General features: G+C 71.6%; 16 protein-coding genes. 7 read left to right on the plus strand and 9 right to left on the minus strand.

Annotated features, from left to right (window positions below; all coding sequences use genetic code 11):
- Positions 1-50: 50 nt before the first annotated feature.
- A complete protein-coding gene (locus AB0C84_RS28010) occupies positions 51-398 on the minus strand; it encodes a hypothetical protein (protein WP_361072174.1) in 348 nt (115 codons plus the stop codon).
- A 238-nt stretch (positions 399-636) separates the two neighbouring features.
- On the opposite strand from AB0C84_RS28010, the gene AB0C84_RS28015 reads away from it, so the two are divergent.
- Complete coding sequence (locus AB0C84_RS28015; RefSeq protein ID WP_361072177.1) at positions 637-1,935, plus strand: site-2 protease family protein; 1,299 nt, start codon at positions 637-639, stop codon at positions 1,933-1,935.
- Here AB0C84_RS28015 and AB0C84_RS28020 read toward each other — a convergent pair.
- Positions 1,925-3,025 carry a PLP-dependent cysteine synthase family protein gene (locus tag AB0C84_RS28020; RefSeq protein ID WP_361072180.1) on the minus strand — a complete coding sequence of 367 codons (1,101 nt, stop codon included), beginning with the start codon at positions 3,023-3,025 and terminating at the stop codon, positions 1,925-1,927. The two genes, AB0C84_RS28015 and AB0C84_RS28020, sit on opposite strands and share 11 nt — an antisense overlap.
- An 81-nt stretch (positions 3,026-3,106) precedes the next feature.
- Here AB0C84_RS28020 and AB0C84_RS28025 point away from each other — a divergent pair, with 81 nt between their 5' ends.
- Positions 3,107-4,246: a hypothetical protein gene (locus tag AB0C84_RS28025; RefSeq protein WP_361072183.1), complete on the plus strand. Its 1,140-nt coding sequence runs from the start codon at positions 3,107-3,109 to the stop codon at positions 4,244-4,246.
- On the opposite strand, the gene AB0C84_RS28030 is transcribed toward AB0C84_RS28025, so the two are convergent.
- The gene (locus tag AB0C84_RS28030; RefSeq protein WP_361072186.1) at positions 4,236-5,795 is read right to left on the minus strand and encodes an ATP-dependent DNA ligase; all 1,560 of its coding nucleotides are present in this window, start codon (positions 5,793-5,795) and stop codon (positions 4,236-4,238) included. The genes AB0C84_RS28025 and AB0C84_RS28030 overlap by 11 nt on opposite strands.
- Positions 5,796-5,918: 123 nt before the next feature.
- On the opposite strand from AB0C84_RS28030, the gene AB0C84_RS28035 reads away from it, so the two are divergent.
- Positions 5,919-6,668 (plus strand): hypothetical protein, encoded by a 750-nt coding sequence (locus AB0C84_RS28035; protein ID WP_361072189.1) that lies wholly within the window; start codon positions 5,919-5,921, stop codon positions 6,666-6,668.
- Between the two features lie 328 nt (positions 6,669-6,996).
- Here the strand turns inward: AB0C84_RS28035 and AB0C84_RS28040 are convergent, their stop codons facing one another.
- From AB0C84_RS28040 to AB0C84_RS28050, 3 genes are read right to left on the minus strand one after another with little or no spacing between them, the layout of a single operon-like run.
- Positions 6,997-7,968 carry a diiron oxygenase gene (locus tag AB0C84_RS28040; RefSeq protein ID WP_361072192.1) on the minus strand — a complete coding sequence of 324 codons (972 nt, stop codon included), beginning with the start codon at positions 7,966-7,968 and terminating at the stop codon, positions 6,997-6,999.
- A 53-nt stretch (positions 7,969-8,021) separates the two neighbouring features.
- Positions 8,022-8,882, minus strand: coding sequence for an SDR family NAD(P)-dependent oxidoreductase (locus AB0C84_RS28045; protein WP_258941802.1), 861 nt, complete (start codon positions 8,880-8,882; stop codon positions 8,022-8,024).
- A 44-nt stretch (positions 8,883-8,926) separates the two neighbouring features.
- Positions 8,927-10,036, minus strand: coding sequence for a ferritin-like domain-containing protein (locus tag AB0C84_RS28050; RefSeq protein ID WP_258941803.1), 1,110 nt, complete (start codon positions 10,034-10,036; stop codon positions 8,927-8,929).
- Positions 10,037-10,161: 125 nt separating this feature from the next.
- Here AB0C84_RS28050 and AB0C84_RS28055 point away from each other — a divergent pair, with 125 nt between their 5' ends.
- Positions 10,162-10,830 carry a TetR/AcrR family transcriptional regulator C-terminal domain-containing protein gene (locus tag AB0C84_RS28055; protein WP_179846509.1) on the plus strand — a complete coding sequence of 223 codons (669 nt, stop codon included), beginning with the start codon at positions 10,162-10,164 and terminating at the stop codon, positions 10,828-10,830.
- Here AB0C84_RS28055 and AB0C84_RS28060 read toward each other — a convergent pair.
- Complete coding sequence (locus AB0C84_RS28060; protein WP_361072197.1) at positions 10,787-11,422, minus strand: TetR/AcrR family transcriptional regulator; 636 nt, start codon at positions 11,420-11,422, stop codon at positions 10,787-10,789. The two genes, AB0C84_RS28055 and AB0C84_RS28060, sit on opposite strands and share 44 nt — an antisense overlap.
- 83 nt (positions 11,423-11,505) lie before the next feature.
- Between AB0C84_RS28060 and AB0C84_RS28065 the strand changes: the two genes are divergently transcribed.
- The 3 genes from AB0C84_RS28065 (at position 11,506) to AB0C84_RS28075 (ending at position 14,979) form a co-directional block, all read left to right on the plus strand.
- Positions 11,506-12,969 (plus strand): NAD(P)/FAD-dependent oxidoreductase, encoded by a 1,464-nt coding sequence (locus tag AB0C84_RS28065; protein ID WP_361072200.1) that lies wholly within the window; start codon positions 11,506-11,508, stop codon positions 12,967-12,969.
- A gap of 172 nt (positions 12,970-13,141) precedes the next feature.
- Entirely contained in the window at positions 13,142-14,317 is a 1,176-nt protein-coding gene (locus tag AB0C84_RS28070; RefSeq protein ID WP_361072203.1) for a threonine synthase, read from the plus strand.
- On the plus strand, positions 14,314-14,979 hold the full coding sequence (locus tag AB0C84_RS28075; RefSeq protein ID WP_361072206.1) for a PAS domain-containing protein: 666 nt from the start codon (positions 14,314-14,316) through the stop codon (positions 14,977-14,979). Before AB0C84_RS28070 ends, AB0C84_RS28075 begins: the two co-directional genes overlap by 4 nt.
- A gap of 58 nt (positions 14,980-15,037) precedes the next feature.
- On the opposite strand, the gene AB0C84_RS28080 is transcribed toward AB0C84_RS28075, so the two are convergent.
- Together AB0C84_RS28080 and AB0C84_RS28085 are read right to left on the minus strand one after the other, a co-directional pair.
- Complete coding sequence (locus AB0C84_RS28080; protein ID WP_361072209.1) at positions 15,038-15,826, minus strand: NAD(P)-dependent oxidoreductase; 789 nt, start codon at positions 15,824-15,826, stop codon at positions 15,038-15,040.
- 103 nt (positions 15,827-15,929) lie between these two features.
- Positions 15,930-16,577 (minus strand): TetR/AcrR family transcriptional regulator, encoded by a 648-nt coding sequence (locus AB0C84_RS28085; protein ID WP_179846514.1) that lies wholly within the window; start codon positions 16,575-16,577, stop codon positions 15,930-15,932.
- Between the last annotated feature and the right edge of the window lie 39 nt (positions 16,578-16,616).

Here is a 16,616-nt window from a genome sequence, read left to right on the forward strand (position 1 = left end):
GGGGTTGGGGTTCGGGTCGCCTTCGGCGGTTTGGGGGTGGGCGTCTTTGCTTATTGGGGGGTGGGGGGAGTGGACATGGACTTCACGCAGGTTTGGAGGGCGGTTCTGATCTTCTGTAGCTCGTCGGGCGCGGGGGTTCTCGTGGGGTTGGGGGTCGGCATCTGGACGCCCTGCTTGCGCATGCAGTCGTTGAAGGCCTTGACCGCCTTGGACTGGGCCGGGGGAAGGGGCGTCGTCTCGGTGCCCTTTCCGGGCTGCGGAGTGGACGGCGCCGTGGTCGCGGCGGTCGGGGCGGGGGGTGAGGACGCGCTCGTCGGCTTCCCGTTGTCTTCGCCGCCGCAGCCTGCCAGGGCCAGGGGCAGGATCAGCGCCAGTGCCGCTATGTGACCGCGCTTCAAGGTGAGAACCTCCGTGGGGCGGGGTGGGGGCGCCCATGATGCGGGGTCGGCCCTGTCCGTGGATACGGGTTCTCGTGCCAATGACGCGCGGACGAGTTAGCACCGCGCATCAAAGCGGTCTCCGGCGCGTGCGGCTTCTGCGTTCGCTTCAACCGGAACGCGGGCCGTAACGTACTCTGAACTGGTTGTCGGAGATCACCCCCGGGTGCGGGGTGGACGGACCCGGAGGGCACGCCGCATGGTCTACTACCTGGCTGGAGCGTTGATCCTCTTCTTCGGCCTGCTGGTCTCCATCGCGCTGCACGAGCTCGGGCACTTCACCTTCGCGAAACTGTTCAAGGTGCGGACCACGCAGTTCATGGTCGGGTTCGGGCCCACCATGTGGTCGAAGACCAGGGGCGAGACCGAGTACGGCGTCAAGTGGATCCCGCTCGGCGGCTACATCCGCATGATCGGCATGCTGCCGCCGCGCAAGGGCGACGCGCCGGGGCAGGTGCGGCGGATCAGCACCGGGCCGTGGCAGGGACTCATCGAGTCCGCGCGGGGCGCCTCGCTGGAGGAGGTCGGGCCCGGCGACGGCGACCGCGTGTTCTACGCCAAGAAGTGGTGGCAGAAGATGCTCATCATGTTCGGCGGGCCCGCGATGAACCTGCTCCTGTCGGTGATGTTCTTCGCGATCCTGCTGATGGGCATCGGCGTCAGCCAGCCGCAGCCGGTGATCAAGGAGGTGGCCGAGTGCATGGTGCCGGCCAGCGCCAAGGTCACCGAGTGCCCCGCGAACGCGACGCCGACGCCGGCGCGGCAGGTCGGGCTCCAGGCCGGCGACCGGATCGTGGCCTTCGACGGCAAGAAGATCGACGAGTATCCGCAGCTGCAGCGGCTGATCCGCGAGGACGGCGGCAAGACCGTCCCGATGACCGTCCGGCGGGACGGCAGGGACGTGCGGCTGAACGTCCCCATCACCCGCAACCAGATGTACGACCTCAAGGACGAGGACAAGGTCGTCAACGTCGGGTTCCTCGGCATCACCCCGTCCAGCGGGATCGAGCGGCAGGGGCCCGGCGCGGTCGCGAGCACCATGGGCGACCTGACCGCGCGCACCGTCGGCGCGCTGGTGCGCATGCCGCAGAAGATGGTCGGCGTGTGGAACGCCGCCTTCGGCGGTCACGAGCGCGACCCGAACGGGCCGATCGGCGTCGTCGGCGTCAGCCGGATCGGCGGCGAGGTCGCCGCGTCCCACGACTTCACCGGCACGCAGAAGGTCTCCTTCTTCGTGATGCTGCTCGGCTCGCTGAACCTCGCCGTCGGGCTGTTCAACCTCATCCCGCTGCTGCCGCTCGACGGCGGGCACATCGCCGGCGCCCTCCTGGAAGCGATCAAGAAGGCGTTCGCCCGGATCCTGCGCAGGCCCGACCCGGGTTACGTGGACGTCGCCAAGGCGCTGCCGGTGACCTACGTGATGGCCGTCGTCCTGATCGTCATGGGCGGCCTGCTGATCTACGCCGACCTGTTCAACCCGATCCGCGTCACCGGGTGACGTCCGGCATCGTGCCGGTCTTCAGGAACCCCTCCAGCGCGGCCCGGTAGGGGGCGATGTCGAGGCCCTGCCGCGCCAGCCACGCGTCCGACCCGTAGGTCCCCGCGTAGCGCTCGGCGCCGTCGCAGATGAGCGTGACGACGCTGCCGCGCTCGCCGCGCGCCCGCATCTGCGCGATCAGCTCGGCCGCGCCCCACATGTTCGTGCCGGTCGAGCCGCCGACGCCGCGGCCGCTGACCTCGCTCGTCCAGCGCATCGCCGCGATGGACGCCGCGTCCGGCACCCGGATCATCCGGTCGATCACCGTCGGCAGGAACGACGGCTCGACGCGGGGACGGCCGATGCCCTCGATCCGCGAGCCCGCCGCCGTCCGGGCGGGATCGCCGTCGGCGAACGAGCCGTGGAACGCCGACCCCTCGGGGTCGACGACCGCGAGCCGCGTCTGGAACCGCTGGTAGCGGGCGTACCGGCCGATCGTCGCGGACGTCCCGCCGGTGCCCGCGCCCACCACGATCCAGGACGGCTCGGGGAACCGCTCCAGCCGCATCTGCTCGAAGATCGACTCGGCGATGTTGTTGTTGCCGCGCCAGTCCGTCGCCCGCTCGGCGAAGGTGAACTGGTCCATGAAGTGGCCGCCGCACTCCGCCGCCAGCCGCCGCGACTCCTCGTAGATCGCCGACGGGTCGGCCACCAGATGGCAGCGGCCGCCGTGGAACTCGATGAGCTGGATCTTCTCCGGACTGGTGGAGGCGGGCATGACCGCGACGAACGGCAGGCCGAGCAGCCGCGCGAAGTACGCCTCCGACACCGCCGTCGACCCGCTGGACGCCTCGATGATCGTCGTGTCCTGGCGGATCCAGCCGTTCGCCAGCCCGTACAGGAACAGCGACCGCGCGAGCCGGTGCTTCAGCGAACCCGTGGGATGGACGGACTCGTCCTTCAGGTAGAGGTCGATGCCCCACTCCGGCGGCAGCGGGAACACGTGCAGGTGCGTGTCGGCGCTGCGGTTGGCGTCGGCGTCCACGAGCCGGATCGCCTCGGCGATCCACGCCCGGTATCCGGGATCGCAGCGGTCCACGATGCGGCTCATGGCGGTTCTCTCCTTGATCGTCGGCAGGGTCCCACGATATCCGCGCATGTCACGGTGCATCATTGAGGAGGCGGGGGGCAGATGATCGAGATGTTCGACGAACGCATCGTGGCGACCGGGCGGCTTCCGCTGTTCGGCTTCTTCGTCGCGTTCATGGTCACTTTCGTGCTGACGCGGGTGAACGTCCGGCTGATCCGCGCGGACGTGCGCTGGTGGTTCCGGAACGTGAAGGCCGGCGACGTGCACATCCACCACGTCGTGTTCGGCGTGGTGCTGATGCTGATGGGCGGGGTGGCGAGCCTCGCCGTCCCGGACGCCTACGTCGGCCTCGACCTCGCGGCGGCGGTGGTGTTCGGCATGGGCTCCGCCCTCGTCCTGGACGAGTTCGCGCTGATCCTGCACCTCAGCGACGTCTACTGGACGGAGAAGGGCCGCGCGTCCGTCGACGCCGTGTTCGTCGCCATGGCGGTGACCGGGCTGCTGCTGCTCGGCATCCGCCCCCTCGGCTACGAGGGCATCGCGCCCGACCCGGGCACCGGACTGATCACCCGCGTCTACGTCGCCTCCCTCGCGGTCAACCTCGTCCTCGCCGTGGTCACGCTGCTGAAGGGCAAGATCTGGACGGGGCTGCTCGGGCTGTTCGTGCCCGCGCTGCTGATCTTCGGCGCGATCCGGGTGGCGCGGCCCGGCTCGCCCTGGTCGCGCTGGCGCTACGACCCCGGCTCGCGCCGCTACCAGCGGGCCGTCCGGCGCGAGACGCGGCTCAGGCGGCCGCTGATCCGCGCCAAGATCTGGGTGCAGGAGTTCATCGCGGGCCGGCACGACCTCATCCCGCCCGAGCTGCTGCAGCGCCGCACCGAGGCCACCGAGCGGGCCCGCCGCCGCAAGCTGGCCCGCGCCGCCGCCCGCGCCGAGCGGCGGGCCGAACGCCGGGCCGAACGCGGCCGGGCGCGCCGGGCCGAGCGCAGGGCGGCGCGCCGCGCCGCCGCGCGGGCGCAGCGGGAGGCCGTCGAGCGCGCCGAACGCAACGCCGCGGCCCGCGCCCACCGGGAGGCCGCCGCCCGGGCGCGCCGCCGCACCCTGTCGCGCGTGCGGGGGCAGACCGGGTCGCGCCTGCGGACCCGCGCCGCGTCCGCCCGGCGGGCCCGCGGCGGCGCGCACGGCGACGAGCCGCCGTCCGGGGAGCAGCCGCCCGCGCAGGCCCCCGAGCTCAGTCCATGACGGGGGCGACGGCCCGGACCGTGTCGATCGTGTCGGCTTCGGCGGCGGACTTGTCGGGCCGGTAGCGCAGGACGCGGGCGAACCGCAGCGCGATGCCGCCGGGATAGCGGGGGCTGTGCTGGACGCCGTCGAACGCGATCTCGACGACCAGTTCGGGCCGGACGTGCACCGTCCAGGAGTCCTCGCGCACGGCCAGCGCGCGCAGCTTCTCCGTCTGCCAGGCGAGCAGCTCGTCGGTGAGCCCCTTGAAGGTCTTGCCGAGCATGACGAAGCCGCCGGTCTCGGGGTCGCGGGCGCCGAGGTGCAGGTTGGACAGCAGGCCCTGCCGGCGGCCGTGCCCCCACTCGACGGCGAGGACGACGAGGTCGAGGGTGTGCCGGGGCTTGACCTTGATCCAGCCCGCGCCGCGCCGCCCTGCCGTGTACGGGGTGTCGAGGGACTTGACCACGACGCCCTCGTGGCCGCGCGCGACGGCCTCGTCGAAGACCTCCTTGGCCCGCGCGGGGTCGCCGGTGACCGCGCGGGGCATCCGCAGCTCCTCCGGGACGACCCGCGCGAGCGCCTCGTAACGCTCGGCCCCGGGCGCGTCGAGCAGGTCCTCGCCGCGCGCGCCCTGCGGAGGGGCGTCGCCGGCCTCCACGAGGTACAGCACGTCGAACAGGAAGACGGCCAGCGGCACCGGCTCGGTGTCCTTCGCCGTGCGGGTCGCGGTGCGGGCGGAGGTGACCTGGAACGGGTGGGGGCGGCCGTCCGGCCGCAGGGCGATCAGCTCGCCGTCGAACACGGCCTCGCGGACGGGCAGCCCCCGCACCGCCTCCACCACCTCCGGCAGCCTGGAGGTGATCTCGTCCAGCGTCCGGGTGAACACCCGGACCCCGCCGCCGGACACGTGCACCTGGGCTCGGATGCCGTCGAGCTTCCACTCGACGGCCGCCTCGCCCCTGAGCTTGGCGAACGCCTCGTCGACCGACGGCGCGGCGGCGGCCAGCATCGGCTTGACCGGCCGGCCCACCTCCAGCGTGAACGCGCGCAGCCCGTCCACCCCCTCGGCGAGGGCGGTCGTCGCGACCGGGCCGAGCGAGCCGCGCAGCATGAACGCGCGCCGGACCTCGGCGGAGGGCACCCCCGCCGCCGCCGCGATCGCCTCGGCCATCACCCCGTCCAGCGCGCCCTGCCGCAGCTCGCCCGCCAGCAGCCTGATGAGGAAGCCCTGCTCGGGGGCGGTGGCGCGGCCGAACAGCGCCGCGAGCAGCTCGCGCCGCCGGGCGACCGAGCCGGGCCCCGACACGGCGCCGATCTCGCTGAACGCCGCGTCCACCCCGGGGACGGTCAGGGACGGCTCCGCGGCGGGCGGCGGGAGGTCGCGCAGCGCGGCGTACCCCACCCCGATCTGGCGTTGCGGCAGCTCGCCGGACAGGTAGGCGACCACGGTCGCGGCCTCGCCCGCGTCGGCCGCGCGCAGGCACTCCGCGAGCGCGGACACCTTGGCCTTGCGGCCCGAGGTGCCCGCGACCGCCTCCGACGTCCGCGCGATGTCCGCTATCAGCATCCCTTCATTGTGACCACCGGGTCTGACGAACGGCACCGCCAGGGGGCCTGGTCACGCGCGGCGGCCCTGGTTACGTTGGCGGGTGGCGGGAACGGTCGGCGGGACGGGAGTGAGGAGCGCGGCGTGGGCCTTCAGCGTCCGGTCGAGCCTTTCCACCGCCCCTACTCCGGCCCGGAGCCGCCGGCCCCGGGACGCCGCCCGCGCAGGCTGATCGCGCTGCTCGCGGCTGCCGTGGCGCTCGCCGCCGCGGCGGTCGTGGTCGTCCTGGTCATGTCCGGGGGGAGCGAGCAGCAGGCCGCCCGGCGGGCGCCTCGGGAGGGCCCGTCGCGGACGCCGCCGGGCAGCCCGTCCGGGACGCCGGGCCCGCCCGAGAAGGTGATCAAGGCGCTCCCGGCGCCGTGCGGGACGGTCGCGGCGGCCACGGCCGAGCGGGCCGTGCCGAAGGCGACGCGGCGGCAGAGCGCGAACTCGACGCTCACGACGTGCACGTTCTCCTCGACCGGCTCGGCGTTCCGCTGGCTGCGCGTGGAGGCGCATCTGTACGCGCCGGGCGACACCGCTTCGCCCGTCCAGGACGCCGAGGGCTACTACGACGCGCAGTGGGCCCAGGCGCACGACGCGCCGCTCGTGCGGACCGTCACCCTGGAGCGCCGGGACGGCATCGGGGACGAGGCGTACCGCTGGTTCAAGACCGACGAGGGGCAGCCGACCGTGGTCGGGCAGGTCACGGCCCGGATCCGCAACGCGGTCTTCACGGTCAGCTACAGCGAGCAGGCGCCGCGCGGGGGACGGGCGGACGCCCGGGAGCGCGCCTGCCTCGAGACCGCCACCGCGGTCGCCCGCGAAGTCCTCGCCGCGCTGAACCGTTCCTGACCTGAATCGGCCGATCATGGCTTCCCTTCTGGCGGCACCTTCTAAGGTGAACCGGTAAAGGGGAGGGTGTGCGCCGATCGAGCTTTCCCGCCGGGCATGATGATCGGTGCGCAGCGAGTCTGGGGAGGAGGGGGTCGACGTCGTGACCATGCCATCGTTCGGAGTGTCCTGGGTGCGTGACATCCGGGGCTAGCAGCCCTTACTCGCCTGAGGGCCGCGGAGTGGTCCCCGCTCCGCGGCCCTTTCGCATGCCGTGCTCGGACCAGTACCCCGCCATTGCCGAACCATTTTCTAATAATCGGTTCGAGGCTGGGGCGAATGGCGGCCGTCAGGGCTCCAGCAGTCCCGCCCCGACCCATACGCCGCGCGCCCGGCCGTCCAGGAAACCGACCTCGTCCAGGAACGCGGTGCATTTACGGAACGACCACGCCATCGTCGCGCGCCGGTGCGGGCTGCGCGCCGCCACGCGCCGCGCCAGCCGCGGGTCCAGCCCCACCGCCGTGTAGCAGGACGGATGGACGAGCTGCGCGGCCATCAGCCGCGTGGCCCGCGCCATCCAGTAGGCCGCCATCCGCCGCCGCACCGCGGGCATCTCCGCGACCAGCCGCTTCAGCTCCTCCCGCGCGTACCTGATGTGCCGGGCCTCCTCGACGACGTGGATCCTGGTGACCTGGCGGATCAGCGGCTGGACGGCCTCGTCCGGGAACGTCAGCCGCTGGAACGCGTCGGTGAGCTCCTCCACGATCAGCGTCCCGGCGAACATCGGCACCGGGTCGTACACGGCGCCGAACAGCTTGGCGAAGTGGAACTCCAGCGCCCGCGGCCGGTGGGTGCGCAGCCCGCACGTGCGCACCATCCGGCCGAACATGCGCGAGTGGCGGCACTCGTCGGCGATCTCCGTCAGCGCGTAGGCCACATGGTCGCTGTCGTAGGGGTGCCGGTAGGCGTGCATCACCAGCGACTGCATCAGCAGCATCTCCGACCAGATGCCGAACGAGGCGATGCTGCACATCTCCCGCTTGGTCAGCTCCACCCGCTGCCGGTGCGTCAGCCCGTCCCACAGCGGCGTCTCGTAGATCGACGTGAGCCGGGGCGGGAAGTAGAACACGTCCGGGTCCTGCGGGGCGTCCCAGTCGACGTCCACGTCCGGGTCGAAGGAGTGCTTGCGGGAGGCGCGCAGCAGCCGTTCGGCGACCACCTCCCGATGGGTCAGCTCCAGCGTGTGGTCGCCGTCGCCGCACCGGATCCGCGCCGTCCGGTTCCGGGGGCGGCCGTCGCTCGGCAGGACATCGGGGGGCATCGAACCTTCTCCTCTCACCGCGGGGGAGAGTCGGGGACCGCGCCCGGCGGGCGCTAGCCCCGGGCGGGAATCCTGGCCAGCAGGCGCAGGGAGGCGGGGGACACCCTGGACAGGGCGTGCAGAAGGTGCCCCTCGGCGTTGACGGGCACGACGGGCTTGTTCTTGATGATGGCGTGGACGACCCGCTCGGCGACCTTCTCCGGCGGGTAGTTGCGCAGCTTGATGGCGCGCTGCCCGCGCTCGCGCAGGCGTGCCCTGGCCTCGGCGTCGCCTTCCAGATGGATCGCGTTGTCGACGATGCTGGTGCTGACGAACCCGGGGCAGACGGCCGTGACGCCGATGCGGGAGCCGGCCAGTTCGGCGCGCAGGCACTCGCTGAGCATGAGGACGGCGGACTTCGTCGTGCAGTAGGCGGGCATGGCGCGCCACGGCGCGAACGCGGCCGCCGACGCGATGTTGACGATGTGGCCGCCGAGGTTCGGCTTGTCGGGCTTGTTCGGCAGCGCGTTCACGCGGTCGCGCATCTGGCGGCCGAACAGCCGGCAGCCGTGGACGACGCCCCACAGGTTCACGCCGAGGATGCGCTCCCAGTCCTCGACGCCGGTGTCCAGGAAGGGGCCGGTGACGGCGATGCCCGCGTTGTTGACGACGATGTCGGGGACGCGGTGGGTCTCCTTCACCCGCGTGGCGAAGTCCTCCATCGCGGCCTCGTCCGCCACGTCCACCTCGTAGGCGGTGCCGCCCGCGCCGAGCGTCTTGGCGAGGGCGGCCGTGCGTTCGGCGGCGGGAAGGTCGATGTCGGCCGCGATGACGGAGGCGCCGTTCCCGGCCAGGGCGAGGGCGACGGCCCGGCCGATGCCGCTGCCGGCTCCGGTGACGACGGCGAGCGCTCCGTCGAAGTGCGCGAGGGGCATCCAGACCTCCGAGGTGTGCGGCGGATCGAATGATCTGAACTTACTCAGCCCGCCGCCGCCGCGTCGGCGATGACGGCGTCCACCTCCGCTTTGCGGGCGGTCTCCTCGGCGGCGAACCGCTCGGCGTCGACCGTCTCGGCGATCTCCTCGTCCTGGTGCATGAGGGCGTCGAGGTCGGCCTTGGACATGTCCAGGACGCCCATGTCGTCATAGGCGCGCCGGATGCGGTCGCTCCACAGCCCGATGTCCTTCACGCACGGCACGATGCGGCTGAACAGCAGGCTCTGGAACATTCGCATGTACGGCGAGTTCTCGACCATCTCGTCGACCTCCTTCGGGTCGATGCCGAAGTTGGTCCAGATCTCCCGGCCGCGGATGCGGTCGCGCATCAGGTAGCAGCCCTCGATGACGAAGTCCTCGCGCTCGCGGAGCTCGGCCGGCGAGAGCTGCCTGTAGTAGTCGCGCAGCGCCAGCCGGCCGAACGCGACGTGGCGCGCCTCGTCCTGCATGACGTAGGCGAGGATCTGCTTGGGCAGCGGCTTGGTGGTGACGTCGCGGATGACGCCGAACGCGGCGAGCGCGAGGCCCTCGATGAGCACCTGCATGCCGAGGTAGGGCATGTCCCAGCGCGAGTCGCCGAGGGTCTCGTTCAGCAGGTCCTGCAGCTTGGTGTTGATCGGGTAGACCATCCCGACCTTCTCGTGCAGGAACCGCGTGAACAGCTCGACGTGGCGGGCCTCGTCCATCGTCTGGGTGGCGGAGTAGAACTTGGCGTCCAGGTCGGGCACCGACTCCACGATGCGGGCGGCGGTGACCATAGCCCCCTGCTCGCCGTGCACGAACTGGGAGAACTGCCAGGACGTGGAGTGCCGCCGCAGCTCGCCGCGCTCCTTCTCCGAGAGCATGTCCCAGTACTTCGTCCCGTAGATGGCGAGGGACTGGTCGGGGACGCCGAGGACGTCGTGCGGATCGACCTCCAGGTCCCAGTCGATGCGCTTGACCGAGTCCCACTGCTTGTCCTTGCCCTTCTGGTAGAGGGCGAGGAGGCGTTCGCGGCCGTCGTCGTACTCCCAGGTGAACCTGGCGTCGCCGGTCATCGGCACGGTCCAGGTCTCGGACGGGACGGAGTCGGTGTACAGGTCGTGGGTCGACATGGGCGTCCTCCCCGAACGCGGGCGCGCACCGCCCGCTGGTACGTACGCTGTACGTCTTACGTACAGCGTACGTACCGTGTCATGGGACACTTGCGGGTGTCAACGGCGAGGAGGAGCGCAGAGCGATGGCGAGTCGTGTGACCTCCGACACCCCGCGGCCGGGTCTGACCCGCGCGCGCATCGTGCGGGCGGCGGTCGAGCTGATCGAGCGGGAGGGCGCGGACGCGCTGTCGATGCGCCGGGTCGCCGCCGAGCTGGACGTCGCCGTGATGTCGCTCTACAACCACGTCCCGAACAAGGGCGCGCTGCTGGAGGGCGTGGCCGAGCACGTCGTCGCGGGCCTGGAACTGCCCGACGACCCGTCCGAGCCGTGGCAGGAACGCGCGCGTGCCCTCGTGCGGGCGTTCCGGAAGGTCGCGCACGACAACCCGCGCTGCATGTCGATCGTCCTCACCCACAAGGTCGACACGCCGGTGGGGCTGCGTCCGGCCGAGCGCGCCCTGGCCCTCGCCGACGCGGCCGGGTTCGACGGCGAGACGGCCGTGCGCATCATGCGGGCGCTCATCGCCTACGCGCTCGGCGCGCAGATGCGCGAGATCGGCATGGCGAAGATGCTGGGGCACCTCGCCGAGACGGGCGCCCAGGCGTGGTCGCGGCTCGACCCGGAGGAGTTCCCGCACGTCATCGCCTACGGTCCGGCGCTGGCCGACGTCGATGCCGAGACCGACTTCGAGTTCGGCCTCGACCTGCTCATCGGGGCGCTGGACGCGCTTCCCCGGTCAGGTACGGGCTGAGGCCGTTCCAGCAGAACTCGGTCATGTAGCGGGCCGCGTCCTCCGCCGACACGTCGGGGCGGCCCGTCTGCCACAGCGCCAGGCGCTCGCTCGCGCCCATGATGATCTGCGTGAACGCCTCGATCGTGCCGGCCGGCGCGGACGGCGCGAACGTGCCGAGCACGCCGGCGATGAGCGCGCTCTGCTGCCGCCGGGTGTCGTCGACGGCCTGGGCGGCCTCCGGGGTGGCGGCCATCGGCTCGCGCAGCAGCATCGCGAACGACCTGCTGTGCTCGTCGATGAAGCGGAAGTAGGCGACCATCCCGCGCGACAGGATGTCCCCGGGGGTGGTGGCGCCCGCCATCGCCTTCTGGGTGACCTCGAACAGCTCGGCCTTGGAGCGGCTCACGCACGCCACGAGCAGGCCGTCCTTGGAGCCGAAGTACTCGTAGAGCATCGGCTTGGAGATTCCGCAGCGCTCGGCGATCTCGTCCATGGAGGCGGCCTGGTAGCCGCGCTCGCCGAACACCCGCTCCGCCACGTCCAGCATCTGCCGTTCGCGCTCGGCGCGCGACATCCGGCGGCGGCGGGGCGGGGGTGTGGCGGCACTCACAGGAGAATCCCCTCTGTTGGACCTACCGTCAGTAACCTACTCGCGGTAACTTACTGCGAGTAGGTTATCTGAGAGGAGGGGGCATGAGCGACCGCGCCCCGGCGATCGTCATCATCGGCTCCGGGTTCGCCGGCCTCGGCATGGCGATCCGGCTCAAGCAGTCCGGCTTCCACGACTTCGTCGTGCTGGAGAAGAGCGAGGCGCTGGGCGGCACCTGGCACGACAACACCTATCCGGGCTGCGCCTGCGACGTCCCGTCGCACATGTACTCCTTCTCCTTCGAACTGAACCCGGGGTGGACGCGTATGTTCGCGCCGCAGCCGGAGATCCGCGCCTACATGGAGCGCACCGCCGACAAGTACCGGGTGCGCGAGCACATCCGGTTCGGTGCGGCGGTCGACTCCATGGAGTACGACGACGACGCCCGCCGCTGGAAGGTGGCGCTCGCCGACGGGACGGTGCTCACCCCGAAGGCCGTCGTGTCCGGCATCGGCGCGCTGCACGTCCCCTCCTACCCGGACCTGCCGGGCGTCGAGCGGTTCCGGGGGACGGCGTTCCACTCCGCCGAGTGGGACCACTCCTACGACCTCACCGGCAAGCGCGTCGCCGTCATCGGCACGGGCGCGTCCGCGATCCAGTTCGTGCCGAAGGTCGCCCGGCAGGCGGGCGAGCTCGTCGTCTTCCAGCGGACGCCGCCGTGGATCCAGCCGAAGCCCGACCTGCCCATCCCCGCGCCGCTCCGCGCGGCGTTCGGGAAGGTGCCGGGCGCCGCCCGCGCGTTCCGCGGCGGCATCTACTGGGCGCTGGAGGCCCGCGCCGTCGGCTTCACGATCGACCCCCGGCTGTCCACCCCGCAGGAGAAGATCGCCCGCCGGCACATCGCCAACCAGGTCGCCGACCCGGAGCTGCGCGCCAAGGTGACGCCGGACTACACGATCGGCTGCAAGCGGATCCTGCTGTCCAACGACTACTATCCGGCGCTCTCGCGTCCGAACGTCGAGGTGGAGACCTCCGGGATCGCCGAGGTGCGGGAGAACTCGGTCGTCACCGAGGACGGGCGCGAGTACGAGGTCGACTGCATCGTCTACGGCACCGGCTTCAAGGTGACCGACGCCCTCACCGACCTGCGCGTCACCGGCCGGGACGGCGTCAAGCTCCAGGAGATCTGGGCGGACGGCATCGAGGCGCACCGCGGCACGACGATCCCCGGCCTGCCGAACTTCTTCATGCTGCTCGGCCCGAACACCGGCCTCGGCCACAACTCCGTCGTCTTCATGATCGAGGTGCAGATCCGGCACGTGCTGAGCTGCCTGCGCCTGATGCAGGAGGCCGGCGCCGACACCATCGAGCCGAAGCCGGAGGCCGCGCGCCGCTTCAACGACCGCCTGCAACGGCGGCTGCGCCGCGCCGTGTGGAACGAGGGCGGCTGCAACAGCTGGTACCTCGACGACCAGGGCGTGAACCGCACCCTCTGGCCGGGCCACACGTTCGAGTTCTGGGCCGGGTCCCGCAAGGCGAGGCCGGAGGAGTTCGTCCTCACCCGCTGAGCGCGCGTCGGCGTGCTCGCCGCCGCAGGGCCGCACGTCTTCACGACCCGTACGGTCGACGCCCAAATTTGGATGAATCTTGCATTTCTGCAATTTCTGTCCAAGGATTACGGGTGGCCGGATCGGACGGGCCGGCTGACGACAGGGGCCGGCGACTTCCCTGCGGAGGCTCATGAACGACACCACCAGCACGCTGACGGAGACCCTGTTCCTCTACGACAGGTCCGGGCGGCGCTACGCGTCCACCGACCGGCGCTGGCGCGGTGAGGACGGCTCACCTCTCGCGCTCAGCCCGGTGCCCGGGCCCGCACCCGACCGGATCGACACGAGCGAGCGCTCCCTCTGGCGCTACCAGTCCGCGATCCCGGTCTCTGCCCGGCACCGTGTGAGCCTCGGGGAGGGCTTCACCCCCATGCCGCCGCTGGACTGGGACGGGCGGCGCGTCCACTTCAAGCTCGAATGGTTCAACCCCACCTCCAGCTTCAAGGACCGGGGGGTCACGGTGATGATCTCCCATCTGCGCGGGCAGGGGGAGGCGCGCGTCCTGGAGGACAGCTCCGGCAACGGCGGCTCCTCGGTCGCCGCCTACGCGGCCGCCGCCGGGATGGACGCGAAGATCATCGTTCCCGCGGCGACGTCGGCCGCCAAGATCCTTCAGGCCCGCGCGTACGGCGCCCGGATCGAGCTCGTCGCGGGCACCCGCGAACAGGTCTCCGACGAGGCGATCCGCCAGTCCGAGCAGACCTTCTACGCCAGCCACAACTGGCACCCCTACTTCCTGCAGGGCACGAAGACGATCGCCTACGAGATGTGGGAGTCTCTCGGTTTCAGGGCGCCGGACAACGTCGTGCTCGTCGCCGGCGCGGGCAGCAACGTCCTCGGCTGCGACATCGGATTCGGCGAACTGCTCGAAGGAGGCCGGATCGACCGGCTCCCCAGGCTTCTGGTCGGCCAGCCGGAGCACTGGGCCGCGATCGCCGACACGGTGAACGGGATCGACCCGCGGAGCCGGGGGCCACGGGTGCCGACGATCGCGGAGGGCGCCTCCATCGCCGCTCCGGTCCGGCTCCCGGAGGCCGTCGAGGCGATCCGCCGCTCGGGCGGGGCGGCGGTGGCGGTCACCGAGGACCAGATCCACGTGGCCGTGCGCAAGCTCGCCTCGCGCGGACTTTACGCCGAGCCGACCAGCGGCGTCGCCGCGGCGGCCCTCGATCACTTCCTGGCCGACGGCACCATCGGCCCTGGCGAGATCACCGTCGTCGTCCTCACCGGCGCCGGACTCAAGTCGGCGGAGGCGATGGCCACCGTCTTCGACGACGGCGCCCCGGACGGGAGGAGCCGCACGTGACCGCCGACGTCCCCGAGGACGCCGACGTCCCCGCCGACCCCGACGAGCACCTCCTCCTCGAGGCCGAGAAGATCGCGATCGCGATCGGACGCATGTTCCCCGGCCTCTGCGAGGTGGTCCTCCACGACCTGCGCCGGCCGGAGCACGCGATCCGCGTCATCGAGAACAACCTGTCGGGCCGCAGGGCGGGGGACTCCGCCACCGAACTGGGGCTCCGCCGGATCGCGGACCCGGACTACCCGAGCGTGATCCAGAACTATCCCAACCGGTTCCCCGACGGCCGTCCGGTGAAGAGCACGTCCATCGGGATCAAGAACGCCCAGGGCCGCTACGTCGCGGCGCTCTGCCTGAACCTCGACGTGTCGATCCTGTCTCCCCTCACGCTCGCCCTGGCCAACCTGGTGGCGACCGAGGTCGAGCACCGGGAAGAGGCGCTGGAGACCCTGGAGAACCGCCCGGCGCGGGAGTTGCGCGAGGTCATCGAGACGTTCGCCGCCGGACGGGCCGCCACCCCGCGCGCACTCGGCCGAGCCGCCAAGAAGGACCTCGTCCGGCGACTGCACCGTGACGGCTACTTCGACACCCGGGGTTCCACCGAGGCCATCGCCGACCTGCTGGGAATTTCCCGGAGCACCGTCTACAACTACGCCAGGCGGCCCTGACGGCCCGTCAGGCTCACTTCGCGGGGGAGAACCTGCCGCACCCTTCGTGACCCGGGCGTCACTCGTTTCCCGCGGACCCCTCCAGATGGCGCAGCGTGAACTGGGCGGACGCGAAGTCGCCGCCCTGCGGAACGCCGTCGCCGACGAACGTGTCGGGGATGCCATAGGAGGCGGCGTCGTCGTGGGGCGCGTAGCCGAGCCGCTCGTCGAGCTCCCAGAACCGGCGCGCGTTGGCCGACACCGCGTACGCCGCGAGGAACCCCGGCGACGGGACGGTCAGCGCCGCGAGGACGAAGCCCGCGCAGTCGCGGTGGCTCAGCCAGGTCGCGAGGTGGCGCGGCTCGGTCGGGTGCAGTTCGAGGCTGCCGATGCGCAGGCACACCACGTCCATGCCGAACTTGTCGGCGTAGAGCCGGCCGAGCGCCTCGACCGCGACCTTGCTGACCCCGTACAGGCCGTCGGGCCGCGGCGGCATGGCGGGCGACACGGTCTCGGTGGACGGATAGCAGCCGGTCAGCCGGTTGCTGCTGGCGAGGACGACGCGCGGCACCCCGGCCACGCGGGCGGCCTCCAGGATCCGCTGGGTGCCGAGGATGTTGCCCTCGACCAGGTCGGGGAACGGCGCCTCGTCCGGGACGCCGGCCAGGTGGACGATCGCGTCCGCGCCCCGCACGATCCGCGCCGTGTCCGAGAGGTCGCCGCGGTGCACGACCTCGTTCGGCGCCTCGACGTGCAGCGGCGCGAGATCGGCCAGCACGAGCCGCTCCGCCTCGTCGCGCAGCGGCGTCCGCAGTGCGGTGCCGACCTGTCCGGCGGCGCCGGTCAGCACGATCGTCCCGAGAGTCATGCGCACAGTGTTCCATCCGCCGGTGTCCCCTCCGCCGGTGCCGGGGGACGGGGTCACGCCACCGTCTGCGACTACGTCAGGCGGCCCTGAGGGCCCGTCGGGCTCACTTGGCGGGGGAGAACATCGGGCGGAAGCCCGCGACGAGCTGGCGGATCACCGGCCGCTGCTGGGCCGGGGTGCGGCCGCGCAGGTCGTGGATCGGGTCGAGACCGTCGTAGTAGGGGGCGAGCGCCAGGAACGGCAGGATCATCATCAGCCAGGTGGCGAGGACCTCCAGGTCGGCGTCCTCCCCGATGGCGCCCTGCCCCTTCCACAGCTCCAGCGTCGGATGGATGACCAGCAGGTAGTGCTGGTTGGCCGTGTCGCGGACGACGGACCGGACGCCGTTGTCGAGCTCGAAGTTCGTGGCCGCGGTGACGCCGCGCTCCAGCGGATGGTCGGCCATGTACTCGGTCCAGTCGCACAGGACGTCGACCAGCCACTCGTCGAAGGACTGGTCGAAGTCGATCCGCTCGATGCGGCGCTCCATCTCCTCGCGGATGCGGCGCGACGCCTCGTCGCACACGAACGCGAAGAACTCCAGCTTGTCGCTGAAGTACTGGAACAGCGAGCCCTTGGCGATGCCGGCCTCGCGCGCGATCGTGTTGAGGCTGCCCGTCGAGTACCCGTGTTCCCCGAACTCGCGCATCGCCACTTCGAGCACGCGCTCACGCTTGGCGACGTTGAGGCGGAACCAGGTCGACGTCGGCATGGACCCCTTCGACTTTCCGTCAGGAACCGGTAACCAGGA

This window comes from Actinomadura sp. NPDC048955 (assembly GCF_040649435.1).
Lineage (GTDB): Bacteria > Actinomycetota > Actinomycetes > Streptosporangiales > Streptosporangiaceae > Spirillospora > Spirillospora luteofluorescens.

Bases quoted from the DNA above. Each gene is read 5' to 3' on its own strand.
- AB0C84_RS28015 (WP_361072177.1), top strand. From the start codon at position 637: ATGGTCTACTACCTGGCTGGAGCGTTGATCCTCTTCTTCGGCCTGCTG.
- AB0C84_RS28020 (WP_361072180.1), bottom strand. From the start codon at position 3,025: ATGAGCCGCATCGTGGACCGCTGCGATCCCGGATACCGGGCGTGGATC.
- AB0C84_RS28025 (WP_361072183.1), top strand. From the start codon at position 3,107: ATGATCGAGATGTTCGACGAACGCATCGTGGCGACCGGGCGGCTTCCG.
- AB0C84_RS28030 (WP_361072186.1), bottom strand. From the start codon at position 5,795: ATGCTGATAGCGGACATCGCGCGGACGTCGGAGGCGGTCGCGGGCACC.
- AB0C84_RS28040 (WP_361072192.1), bottom strand. From the start codon at position 7,968: ATGCCCCCCGATGTCCTGCCGAGCGACGGCCGCCCCCGGAACCGGACG.
- AB0C84_RS28045 (WP_258941802.1), bottom strand. From the start codon at position 8,882: ATGCCCCTCGCGCACTTCGACGGAGCGCTCGCCGTCGTCACCGGAGCC.
- AB0C84_RS28050 (WP_258941803.1), bottom strand. From the start codon at position 10,036: ATGTCGACCCACGACCTGTACACCGACTCCGTCCCGTCCGAGACCTGG.
- AB0C84_RS28055 (WP_179846509.1), top strand. From the start codon at position 10,162: ATGGCGAGTCGTGTGACCTCCGACACCCCGCGGCCGGGTCTGACCCGC.
- AB0C84_RS28065 (WP_361072200.1), top strand. From the start codon at position 11,506: ATGAGCGACCGCGCCCCGGCGATCGTCATCATCGGCTCCGGGTTCGCC.
- AB0C84_RS28070 (WP_361072203.1), top strand. From the start codon at position 13,142: ATGAACGACACCACCAGCACGCTGACGGAGACCCTGTTCCTCTACGAC.
- AB0C84_RS28080 (WP_361072209.1), bottom strand. From the start codon at position 15,826: ATGACTCTCGGGACGATCGTGCTGACCGGCGCCGCCGGACAGGTCGGC.
- AB0C84_RS28085 (WP_179846514.1), bottom strand. From the start codon at position 16,577: ATGCCGACGTCGACCTGGTTCCGCCTCAACGTCGCCAAGCGTGAGCGC.